At 47.8% G+C, this 6,920-nt stretch carries 7 protein-coding genes; all 7 read left to right on the top strand.

What is annotated here, in order from left to right:
• The first annotated feature begins 434 nt into the window (after positions 1–434).
• The 7 genes from ftsH (at position 435) to acpS (ending at position 6,904) form a co-directional block, all read left to right on the top strand.
• Positions 435–2,237, top strand: a complete 1,803-nt coding sequence (ftsH, locus tag LBQ00_03255) for an ATP-dependent zinc metalloprotease FtsH (GenBank protein MDR2017883.1) — start codon at positions 435–437, stop codon at positions 2,235–2,237.
• Complete coding sequence (gene folP / locus LBQ00_03250; GenBank protein MDR2017882.1) at positions 2,215–3,033, top strand: dihydropteroate synthase; 819 nt, start codon at positions 2,215–2,217, stop codon at positions 3,031–3,033. Before ftsH ends, folP begins: the two co-directional genes overlap by 23 nt.
• Positions 3,030–3,770 carry a diadenylate cyclase CdaA gene (cdaA, locus tag LBQ00_03245; GenBank protein MDR2017881.1) on the top strand — a complete coding sequence of 247 codons (741 nt, stop codon included), beginning with the start codon at positions 3,030–3,032 and terminating at the stop codon, positions 3,768–3,770. Before folP ends, cdaA begins: the two co-directional genes overlap by 4 nt.
• 30 nt (positions 3,771–3,800) lie before the next feature.
• On the top strand, positions 3,801–4,442 hold the full coding sequence (locus LBQ00_03240; GenBank protein ID MDR2017880.1) for a hypothetical protein: 642 nt from the start codon (positions 3,801–3,803) through the stop codon (positions 4,440–4,442).
• Position 4,443: 1 nt separating this feature from the next.
• On the top strand, positions 4,444–5,802 hold the full coding sequence (glmM, locus tag LBQ00_03235; GenBank protein ID MDR2017879.1) for a phosphoglucosamine mutase: 1,359 nt from the start codon (positions 4,444–4,446) through the stop codon (positions 5,800–5,802).
• A complete protein-coding gene (gene pdxJ, locus LBQ00_03230; protein MDR2017878.1) occupies positions 5,802–6,518 on the top strand; it encodes a pyridoxine 5'-phosphate synthase in 717 nt (238 codons plus the stop codon). Before glmM ends, pdxJ begins: the two co-directional genes overlap by 1 nt.
• 68 nt (positions 6,519–6,586) lie before the next feature.
• On the top strand, positions 6,587–6,904 hold the full coding sequence (gene acpS / locus LBQ00_03225) for a holo-ACP synthase (protein MDR2017877.1): 318 nt from the start codon (positions 6,587–6,589) through the stop codon (positions 6,902–6,904).
• Positions 6,905–6,920: the final 16 nt, after the last annotated feature.

Below are 6,920 nucleotides of genomic sequence, written 5' to 3'. Positions count from 1 at the left end.
TTTAAATCTTTCAGGCTCAAGCGTCCATATATCTCTGATGAAATCATAAGGAGATTTTCCTTATAAGCTTTTCAAACGGCCAGATTGTACGCCATGAGAAATACATGGAGGTGTTCTTTTATGGCTACCATAATGGTAACGCCCAACAGTTGTTGATAGTCCGTACTTAGCCGTTGCGATGGCAGACACGGTCAAATGGTGTCATAAGCGCTGGATAGAAACGGCAAAGAGACCCCACCCTCCATGGAGGCGTATGGCTGCTGTAACAGACGAAACTGGAGAGAGAGTCTCTCCCTGATTCCTGATCTGATATAAGTGAGGATATTGGGATAGATGGCCAGGGGGGCAAGGAGTAGGAGGGGTTTTATTATATTGATAATCCTAGGTTTTTGTGATAATAAAGATAGATGCCTAAGAATACGAATATTAATCCTATGAACAAGAACATATTTGTATGGCTTTTCATAATTATTTTCGGATTAGTCATCTTTAACATGTATTACAAGCCGAAAACGAATTACGAGAGCGTCAAATTCAGTGACTTCATACATGCCATAGAGACTGATAAGTTGGAGTCTGTTACTATTCAAGGAAGGCATATTATAGGATCGTTCAAGGAAGGCAAGAAATTTAAAAGTTATACCCCGGATGATCTGGAGTTGACGAAGATATTGAGATCCCATAATGTGAGTGTCGATGCAAAACCGGACGATGATTCCGGGATATGGCAGAATATCCTTATCTCTTGGTTTCCTATGCTTCTGCTCATTGGCGTCTGGGTGTTCTTTATGAGACAGATGCAGGCTGGAGGTGGCAAGGCCATGGCCTTTGGCAAGAGTAAGGCAAGGCTGGTGACCGGAAAAGAGAATAAAGTCACGTTCAAGGATGTGGCCGGGATCAACGAGGCAAAAGAAGAACTTCAGGAGATCATAGAATTTCTGATAGACCCGAAGAAATTCACGAAGTTGGGTGGACGGATACCTAAAGGCGTTCTTCTCGTAGGTCCTCCCGGGACAGGAAAGACTTTGCTTGCCAAAGCCATAGCCGGAGAAGCTGATGTGCCGTTCTTCAGCATTAGCGGCTCTGATTTCGTGGAAATGTTTGTCGGTGTGGGAGCTTCCCGGGTGAGAGACCTCTTTAATCAAGGCAAAAAACATGCGCCGTGCATCATATTTATTGACGAGATTGATGCGGTAGGCAGACACAGAGGTGCTGGCCTTGGGGGCGGCCATGACGAGAGAGAGCAGACCTTGAACCAACTCCTCGTGGAGATGGACGGTTTTGAGTCGAACGAAGGTGTCATCGTTATGTCGGCGACAAACAGACCCGATGTGCTGGATCCTGCCCTTCTTAGGCCGGGAAGGTTCGACCGTCAGATAGTGGTTTCCATACCGGATGTAAAAGGGAGAGAGGCTATTCTCAGTGTTCATACCAAAAAGACCGTGGTGGCAGGAGATGTTGAGCTATCGGTGATTGCGCGCGGTACTCCTGGATTTTCTGGCGCCGACTTGGAAAACCTTGTAAATGAGGCTGCTCTTCTGGCTGCAAGGAAAAGCAAAAAAGAGATTGAAATGGATGACTTTGAGCAGGCGAAGGACAAGGTGCTCATGGGCGTGGAGAGGAAAAGTCTGATCATTCCTTATGAAGAGCGAAAAAACGCCGCGTTTCATGAGGCGGGCCATGCCCTTGTGGCTAAAATGATACCAGGTTCAGACCCCATTCATAAGGTCACCATTATCCCCAGAGGGCGTGCGCTGGGCATAACCCAGCAGTTGCCCATTGATGAGCGGCACACCTATTCGAGGTCCTATCTTATTGACAATATCACGATACTTTTAGGCGGCAGAGCTGCGGAAGAGCTTGTCCTCAATCATAAAACCACAGGGGCGGGGAATGATATTGACAGGGCGACGGAAATAGCGCGAAAGATGGTGTGCGAGTGGGGTATGAGCGAGAAACTTGGTCCCCTCAACTACGGAAAAAAAGAAGAACATATTTTTCTCGGCAGGGAGATAGCCCAGCACCGGGATTTCAGTGAAAGCACCGCCCAAGACATAGACGAGGAACTGAGACGGATAGTGATGGACTGTTTTGAAAGAGCTAAGGCGATACTTTACAATAATATGAACGCTCTCCATGCCATCGCTAACAGACTTCTTGAGAAGGAAGTGCTGGATGGACAGGAAATAGAGTCCCTCATCAAGGAACATGTGAATGCAGAGGAAGTTGCTGTGTAGCGAGAGACCTCTCATTATGGGCGTGTTGAACGTGACGCCCGACTCCTTTTCCGACGAAGGGGAATTTTTTGATACCAAAACAGCAGTACAGCATGCCTTGGAAATGGTCGAAGAAGGGGCTGATATTATTGATGTGGGTGGTGAATCCACGAGACCCTTTTCGCTGCGGGTTCCTTTACATGTAGAGCTGAAAAGAGTCGTTCCCGTAATCCAGGGAATAAGAGCAAGTTCAGATGTATTGATCTCCGTTGATACGTATAAAGCCGAAGTTGCGAAAGAAGCGCGGGATGCGGGAGCTGATATGATAAACGATATAAGCGCTCTCGTGTTTGATCCCGAAATGGCAGAGACGGCGGCGGTGCTTGGGATGTACGTGGTTATAATGCACATGAAGGGAACACCCCAAGACATGCAGGCTGATCCGTATTATGAGGATGTGATAGGAGAGGTGTTCCGGTTTCTGGAAGCAAGAATGACGTTTGCGATTGACCGTGGGATAAGAGAGGATAATATCATACTTGACCCCGGCATCGGGTTTGGAAAGCGGGTAGAAGATAACCTTAAGATCATCAAAGGCCTTGGAACCTTCAAAGACTTGGGGAGGCCAATTCTTGTTGGTACTTCAAGAAAGAATTTTATAGGAAGGATCACCGACTCTCCCACCCACGACAGAACAGAGGGAACCCTTGCCAGTATTGCAGTTTCGATTTGGAACGGGGCCGATATTGTGAGGGTCCACGACGTTGGCAAAGCACGCAAAGTGATCATGCTCGTAGATGCTGTCGTCAAGTCATGATAACGTACCTGAGATGGCAGGATGTCCTTGATGTACTGATTGTCGCTTTCCTCATTTATAGGATCTTTCTCCTGGTGAAAGGGACAAGGGCGAGCCAACTGATCATCGGGGTAATCATAGTAGTCTTTGTCTTCTACCTATCAAAAAAACTAGAGCTTTTTGCCCTTGGATGGATTCTCAATAATTTCGTAAGTTCCATCATTCTCGTTATTGTGGTGGTATTTCAGAACGAAATAAGGCGGGCGCTCCTAGCGTTGGGGAGAAGCCCGTTCTTCAAGAGAATCACATATGTGGAGGAGACACTGTTTTTCGATGAATTGTCCAATGCGTGTACCGTAATGGCAGGCAAGAAAACAGGAGCCCTTCTGGTGATTGAACGGGAAATTGGTTTGGAAGAATTCATGGAAATAGGGGTTCGTCTGGATGCGGAAGTCAATACGGAACTTATTCTGAGCATATTTCAGTATGCGTCGCCGCTTCATGACGGAGCAATGATTATCAGGGAAGGAAGAATAAGGGCGGTAAGTTGTATACTCCCTCTTGCTATGATGGATACCATTGATAAGCAATTAGGCACACGGCACAGGGCGGCTATAGGGATCACTGAGGTGACCGATGCCATCGCACTTGTGGTCTCGGAGGAAAAAGGAAAAATATCTTACGCTTTTAAGGGGGAGTTGCACTGGAATGTGGACGGCGATACCCTGAAGAAGGTTTTGAGGGACGCACTGATATGATCAGGTATATCGTGCAATTGAGATTGGATAATGGGGTTAGTGAGAAATCACATTCTTAAAGATTATAGACTCAAGGCGTTGTCCCTTGTGCTTGCGGCAATGTTCTGGGTTGCCATATCTTATATAGGCGAATCGAAGATGACGGTTTCCGTGCCTGTTGCCATGGAGAATATACGAGAGGACCTCATAATGGAAAAAATAGAAACCGATTCTGTCCTCGTTACTATAGGTGGGCCCATCTCGATTCTCAAAAACCTGAGAGCTCGCGATATAAGAGTCGCAATCAGCCTGTCCGGTGCCAAGGGTGGCACCCAGGTATTTGAGTTGGATAAAGATAATGTGACGGTTCCGAAAGGGGTGAAAGTTGAAGATGTGAAGCCGGACTACATGGTTGTGGAAATAGGCAAGGCGGTGGAAAAACGGCTCAGAGTTGTTGTAAAATTAGACAAGAGATGGGCCGGCATATATGGAGTGGGGACTTGGTATCCACAATACGCAGTGGTTGAAGGTTCCGAAGAAGTGTTGAAAGATAGAGAAGTTATCGAGACCGTTCCGGTGAATGGGGATTTCAAAGATAAAAAAGAAGAGATTGATGTGCCTTTGGTGACTAAGGGAATTTTCGTAAGGAAAATAAAGCCTGAGACCGTAAGGGTCCATCTCAGGAGGGAATGATATGGAGAGGAGGCTTTTCGGGACCGACGGGATACGGGGGACTGCGAATATGTATCCTATGACCTCGGAGGTGGCCCTGAAATTAGGCCGGGCAGTTTCATACGTTTTCAAAGAGAGACACGGCCGAGGAAGAATAGTGGTAGGGAAGGACACGAGGCTTTCGGGTTACATGCTTGAGACGGCCATCGCCTCCGGTATTTGCTCCATGGGAGTTGATGTGTGGCTCGTGGGTCCATTGCCGACCCCAGGGATTGCGTTTATTACAAGCAGTATGAGGGCGGATGCGGGAATAGTCATCTCCGCTTCTCATAATCCGTATCAGGACAATGGGATAAAGATATTTTCCGGAGATGGTTTTAAGCTGCCGGACGATCTTGAATATGAAATCGAAAAGATGGTCATGGAGGGTTCGCTGGATACACTGAGACCAGTGGCTAATGAGGTGGGAAAAGCTCACCGGATTGATGACGCGGTGGGAAGATATATCGTGTTTCTTAAGAACATTTTTCCCCAGCAGTATTCGCTTGACGGATTGAGGGTTGTGGTGGATTGCGCTCAAGGAGCCGCATACAAGGTGGCCCCTAGCGTGTTTGAGGAGCTGGGAGCTCACGTGATTTCCTTCGGTGTCGAACCCGACGGTGAGAATATCAACAGGGAATGCGGAAGTCTTTATCCGGACTCATTGAGAAGACATGTAATGGAGCATAACGCCCACATCGGCATCGCCCTTGACGGAGATGCCGACAGAGTCGCTTTTGTCGATGAAAAAGGAAAGATCATTGATGGGGATGGCGCCATGGTGGTTCTGGCAAGACACCTCAAAGAGAAAGGGAGGCTGAAGAAGAATACGGTCGTAGCCACCATAGCGAGCAATATGGGAGTGGAGACCTGCCTTAAGACGGAAAATATAACGGTCGTGAGGACCAATGTGGGAGACCGGTATGTGCTTGAGACCATATTGAAAGATGATTATAATTTTGGAGGGGAAAAGTCAGGGCATGTCGTGTTTCTTGATCACAATACAACCGGCGACGGCATGGTCACGGCCCTCAAAATACTGAATGTTATGATTGAAAAACAAAAGGGTCTTTGCGACTTGATGGAAGGTTTTACCGAATTGCCTCAGGTTGAGTTGAATGTGAAGGTTCGGGAGAAAAAGCCAGTGGACGATTGTCCCCGTCTCATGAAGGCGATAGAGGCGGTAAGGGATCGTCTTGGCGAAGAGGGAAGGGTGGTTGTGAGATATTCAGGCACGGAAATGAAATTGAGGGTCATGGTGGAGGGCATGGACGATGCCCTCGTAGCCGCATACGCAGAAGAGATTGCGGAGTCGGCCCGGCAGGAAATCGGAGGAAACTAATGCCTGAGCTTATGGTGAATATAGATCATGTGGCAACTCTCAGAGAGGCCAGAGGTACATCGTACCCCGATCCTGTGCATGCAGCCGGCATTGCTGAAATCGCTGGGGCATCGGGTGTCATTGTGCACCTGAGGGAAGACAGACGCCACATAAAGGACAGAGATGTAGCCATTCTGAGGAATGTGATTAAGACAAAGTTGAACCTCGAAATGGCGGCTACCGACGAGATGGTCAAGATAGCAATGGAGATACAACCCGATATGATCACCCTGGTGCCGGAAAAAAGAGAAGAATTGACCACGGAGGGCGGGCTTGACGTGGCAGGTCTCGAAGGTCGGCTCGGGGAAGTTATTCGCGTGGTGAAGGAGAAAGGCATCAAAGTGAGTCTTTTTATCGACCCCGAAGAGGAGCAAATTCTTGCAGCGGTAGCCGTGAAGGCCGATATGATAGAGATTCATACTGGCGCCTACAGTGATGCAAGAACAAGCGAATCACGGAGAGAGGAATTGAAAAAGGTTGTGTACTCTGCAGCGAGAGGCAAGGGGCTTGGCCTTGAAGTGAACGGCGGTCATGGTCTTAACTATCACAATGTGAGAGAGATAGCTGCAATCCATGAAATAGACGAGCTGAGCATAGGACATGCAATTATAGCCCGGGCTATGTTTGTGGGCCTAGATAGGGCTGTCCGTGACATGATCAGCCTGATCGGTGGTTAGTTAACACGGCACATTCTCATCTTTTTTCAGGCAGATTCCATGATTGGGCGTAAGGAAGGTGGGTCTGAATGGTCGGCATTGATATTGTTGATGTATCAAGGATAGCGCAGGCTGTTGACCGATTCGGGGATAGATTTCTTCACAAGGTTTTCACCGATGAGGAAATCAGGTACGCAAAACAGAGGAAGAGTATGTATCAAACCCTTGCCGGACGATTTGCCGCCAAGGAAGCGTTTATGAAGGCGGTCGGAAAGGGGCTTTCGTGGAAGGCGATTGAGGTTTTGCAGACTGGAGGCAAACCTTTCATTATTTATAAACATACAAGGTATGAAGGGGTAAGTATTTCCCATGAAAAAGCATATGCGGTCTCCGTGGTAATAATCTGAAATCCGAGGAGTAGGA

Source organism: Syntrophobacterales bacterium, from assembly GCA_031274925.1.
Taxonomy (GTDB): domain Bacteria; phylum Desulfobacterota; class Syntrophorhabdia; order Syntrophorhabdales; family Syntrophorhabdaceae; genus PNOM01.
This window is presented reverse-complemented; position numbering and strand designations above follow the sequence as displayed.

Coding starts and splice junctions, on each gene's coding strand:
- ftsH (MDR2017883.1), top strand. CDS start 435: ATGAACAAGAACATATTTGTATGGCTTTTCATAATTATTTTCGGATTA.
- acpS (MDR2017877.1), top strand. CDS start 6,587: ATGGTCGGCATTGATATTGTTGATGTATCAAGGATAGCGCAGGCTGTT.
- folP (MDR2017882.1), top strand. CDS start 2,215: ATGCAGAGGAAGTTGCTGTGTAGCGAGAGACCTCTCATTATGGGCGTG.
- LBQ00_03240 (MDR2017880.1), top strand. CDS start 3,801: ATGGGGTTAGTGAGAAATCACATTCTTAAAGATTATAGACTCAAGGCG.
- pdxJ (MDR2017878.1), top strand. CDS start 5,802: ATGCCTGAGCTTATGGTGAATATAGATCATGTGGCAACTCTCAGAGAG.
- glmM (MDR2017879.1), top strand. CDS start 4,444: ATGGAGAGGAGGCTTTTCGGGACCGACGGGATACGGGGGACTGCGAAT.
- cdaA (MDR2017881.1), top strand. CDS start 3,030: ATGATAACGTACCTGAGATGGCAGGATGTCCTTGATGTACTGATTGTC.